Source organism: Shumkonia mesophila, from assembly GCF_026163695.1.
Taxonomy (GTDB): domain Bacteria; phylum Pseudomonadota; class Alphaproteobacteria; order Rhodospirillales; family Shumkoniaceae; genus Shumkonia; species Shumkonia mesophila.
In genome coordinates, this window is the sequence record NZ_JAOTID010000041.1 from 1 (window position 1) to 3,909 (window position 3,909).

Sequence of the window (3,909 nt, forward strand, 5' to 3'; positions counted from 1 at the left end):
GGCCGTGGCCGAAATCCTGGCCTTTTGCGGCTATGACTTCCTGCTCATCGACAACGAGCATGGCCCGGGAGACCCCTTGGCCGTTGCTGACCAACTGCGCGCCATCCAGGTGACGGAAACGGTGGGGATCGTCCGTGTGCCGTGGAATGACCACGTCACGATCAAGAAATACCTCGACGTCGGCGTCGAGGCGGTCATGGTGCCGATGATTCAGAGCGCCGAAGAAGCCAAGGCCGCCGTCGCCGCCTGCAAGTACCCGCCGGTCGGCATTCGCGGCATCGCCCATACCGACGCCCGCGCCAGCAACTACGGCCTCCGCGGCCTCGAATACCTGCGCACGGCGAACGAGAACATCTTCGTCATCCTCCAGATCGAATCCGTCCAGGGCGTGGAAAATGCCGATGCCATCGCCGCCGTCGAGGGCGTCGATATGATCCTCATCGGTCCCTTCGACCTGTCGGCTAGCCAGGGCCATCCGGCCGAGTTCGACCGTCGCGATCACAAGGAGGCGATGGCCCGCGTGAGCGAGGCGGTGAAGCGGGCCGGCAAGTATCTTGGCACGACCCCGTACGGTGGCCGTTCCCTGAATGAACTTTACGATCAGGGCTTTGATCTGATCATCGGCAAACCCGACGTCAGCATGCTCCGCGATGCCGCACTCGAGCAGGTCAGGATGAAGCAGATGTTGACGTAACTTCAATCGGGGCTGGGGCCCGGAGCCGGTATTGCCGTCCTCCCCTCAGCCCAATGACAGCCTCTTCGTTGAGGCACTGACGTAACCGGTTTCAGAAGAGCACGTGAAGTGTGACAGGCCAAAAGATGAAGACAATCAACGCGACGGAAGCCGCAGGCTTAATAGGATCGGGCGTGTGTGTGGTGGTCAGCGGTTCGGGGGGCGGCCACGCGGTTCCCGAGGCCATTCTCGTTGAGATCGAAAAACGATTCCTGGCCGAAGGGCTGCCGCGCGACCTGTGCGTCGTCCATGTGGTCGGCATCGGCGATCGGGCGGGCAAAGGCGCCGCGCATTTTGCCCACGAAGGCCTCATCAAAAGGAGCATTGCCGGGGCCCTGGTTGATTCGCCGCCCCTGATGGAGCTTGCGCTGGCCGACAAGATCGAATCCTACACGCTTCCGCAGGGCGTACTTGCCCAGATGATGCGCGAAGTTGCGGGGGCACGCCCCGGCGTAATCACCAAGACCGGCTTGCATACCTTCGTCGACCCGCGCCAATGCGGCGGAAAGCAGAGCGCGAGGGCCAAGGAAGACCTCGTCGAATTGATGACCATCGACGGCGAGGAGTGGCTTCGCTTCAAGCCGATCCACATGGACGTCGCGCTTCTCCGGGGCACCACGGCGGACGAAGACGGCAACATCACCATGGAGCAGGAGGCCATCCCGGGCGAGATGCTTTCCACCGCCCAGGCGGTCCGGCATTGCGGCGGCATCGTCATCGTCCAGGTCAAGCGGCTGGCGCGCCGCGGCACGCTCCCGCCGAGAAACGTCAAAATTCCGGGAATCCTGGTCGATTACGTCGTTGTCGATCCGGAGCAGCGCCAGACCTACGCCAGCGAGTACAATCCCGCCTATTCTGGCGAGGTGCGCGTTCCCCCCTCCGCCATCAAGCCCCTGCCCTTCGGCCATCGCAAAGCTATTGCTCGGCGTGCCGCCATGGAGCTGTTTCCGGGCGCCATCTGCAACCTCGGAGCCGGTGTCTCGACCGGCATCTCGGTCGTCGCCGCCGAAGAGGGCATTCTCGATCAGGTCATTCTTACCAACGAACAGGGCTTTGTCGGCGGCGGGCCGCTGACCGGCCCGGATTCCGGCGCCGCCCAGAACTTCGATGCCATGCTCGACGAGCCGTACCAGTTCGATTTCTATGACGGCGGGGGGCTCGATCTTGCCTTCCTCTCGTTCGCCGAGGTCGATCCCTCCGGCAACGTCAACGTCAGCCGCTTCGGCGGCAGGATCGTTGGCCCCGGCGGCTTCATCAACATCAGCCAGAATGCCAGGAAGGTGATCTTCAGTGGAACCTTCACAGCGGGCGGGATGGAGGTTGGCTATGAGGGGGGTACCCTGCAGATTCTCCAGGAAGGCCGCCATCCCAAGTTCGTCAGGCAGATCGAACAGATCTGCTACAACGGCCCCTTCGCCGAAAGCCAGGGCCGCAAGGCGGTCTTCGTGACTGAAAGGGCGGTTTTCCAGGTGACCGAAGGCACGCTCGAACTCATCGAAATCGCACCGGGCATCGACGTCGAAAAAGACGTTCTGACCCTCATGGCCAGACAACCGCGCGTCGCCAAGGACCTTGGACTGATGGATGCTCGACTCTTTCGCCCCGAGCCCATGAACCTGGCGGAGGAGTTCACGCGAGCCGCAAAGAGCTGATGCGCAATGGGAGCGCGAATATAGGTGGCATGGAGAACAGAATGGCCAAATCCGGTCTTGATTTTGTCGAAGTCGGACAGCACTACCAGTTCGCGAAGACGGTCGGCGAAACCGATGTGGTCCTGTTTGCGGGCCTCACCGGCGACTTCAGTGATACGCACATCAACGATCAGTACATGAAGGAAAGGTCCAACCTGGGCGGAAGGATTGCCCACGGAGCGCTGCTGGTTGGCTACATGTCGACGGCTTCGACCATCAGCATCGCCCATGTCATCCATCAGGAGGGACTGACGGATTTCCCGGTATCGGCGGGATACGACAAGATTCGCTTCCTCAAGCCCGTGCTGCTCAACGACACGGTTACCGTCCACTACACGGTGTCGTCGGTCGATCGTGAACGGGGTCGGAGCATCGCCAAGGTCGAGGCCGTGAACCAGCATGGCGAATTGGTCGCCGTCGGCGAACATGTTATGCGTTGGGCCAAGAAGCTCTCCGGCAACGCCGAGGCAAGGGACGGCCGCTAGAGAAGGAACCCGAGATATGGGGTTGTTGGGCGAAGGGGTACTGGCCTTCTGGCATGGGGTTGAAGAGGCGGCCGAGGAGGACTTCCTCGCTTGGCACGTACGCGAGCATATTCCGGAGAGGGTCGGCTTGCCCGGCTTCCTGCGCGGCCGTCGCTATGTGGCGGTCGAGGGGCAACCCAAGTTCTTCAATTTCTATGAGGCGGCCTCGATTGAAACGTTCCGGACGCCCATTTATCGCGAACGCCTGAACAACCCTAGCCCCTGGACCCGCCAAGTCGTGGGGCATTTCCGGGATACCACGCGAACGGTCTGCAAGCTGGTAACGAGCATGGGTTGCGGTGAAGGGGCATGGGTGGAGACCATCCGATTGGGTGCGGCTGTTTCCGCCGAAAATTTCCGTGAGATCGTCGCCAATGACGTTCTGCCTGGGCTCTTTTCGGGAAAAGGCATTGCGGGCGTTCATTTCCTTGAGGGTATTCCATCGGAAAGCCGCCCCGACACAGCGGAAAAGGCGCTTCGCTCCGAACCCGATCGGGTGGCTGACTGGATTCTTCTGGTCGAGGCCGTCAGCCATGCCCACCTGACCGCCCAGCGGACGGCGGCGGCAGCCGATGTTTTCAAGAGAATCGGCGCCGTCACGTCGATCGAGCGCGGCATTTACCAGATTCAGTTCTCGCTGGGGAAGGCGGATTTGGCGGAACCAGCCTGAGAACGGCTTTCCGATGCCGCGCCGGCAAGTCTATTGACGATAATTCACCTGTATGGCTATTGCTCGTTTCGACATGTCGACCCGGGGCGAGGGGTTCCGCGGCGACCGGTGGACGTCAAGTGGTACCTATGGGCAAATCAGGCCGCCCCGTGATGCGGCGGACGGAGAATGGCAACGAACCTCCTCCGTTGATGGACGGCAGAGGGGTTAGCTCTGTTCGCAAGAGCGTTGGCTTACGGGACGTGGCGCGGATTGCCGGAGTGTCGACGGCGACGGTGTCGCGGGCGATCA

Annotated in this window: 4 protein-coding genes; all 4 read left to right on the forward strand. The window is 61.8% G+C overall.

Annotation, left to right across the window (positions count from 1 at the left end):
• Positions 1-694: HpcH/HpaI aldolase family protein (locus ODR01_RS25075; RefSeq protein ID WP_316980450.1), on the forward strand; the 694-nt coding region annotated here is incomplete at its 5' end.
• A 125-nt stretch (positions 695-819) separates the two neighbouring features.
• Entirely contained in the window at positions 820-2,385 is a 1,566-nt protein-coding gene (locus tag ODR01_RS25080; protein WP_316980451.1) for an acyl CoA:acetate/3-ketoacid CoA transferase, read from the forward strand.
• A gap of 41 nt (positions 2,386-2,426) precedes the next feature.
• On the forward strand, positions 2,427-2,909 hold the full coding sequence (locus tag ODR01_RS25085; RefSeq protein WP_316980452.1) for a MaoC family dehydratase: 483 nt from the start codon (positions 2,427-2,429) through the stop codon (positions 2,907-2,909).
• Between the two features lie 16 nt (positions 2,910-2,925).
• Positions 2,926-3,618, forward strand: coding sequence for a DUF4286 family protein (locus ODR01_RS25090; RefSeq protein ID WP_316980453.1), 693 nt, complete (start codon positions 2,926-2,928; stop codon positions 3,616-3,618).
• The last annotated feature ends 291 nt before the right edge of the window (positions 3,619-3,909 follow it).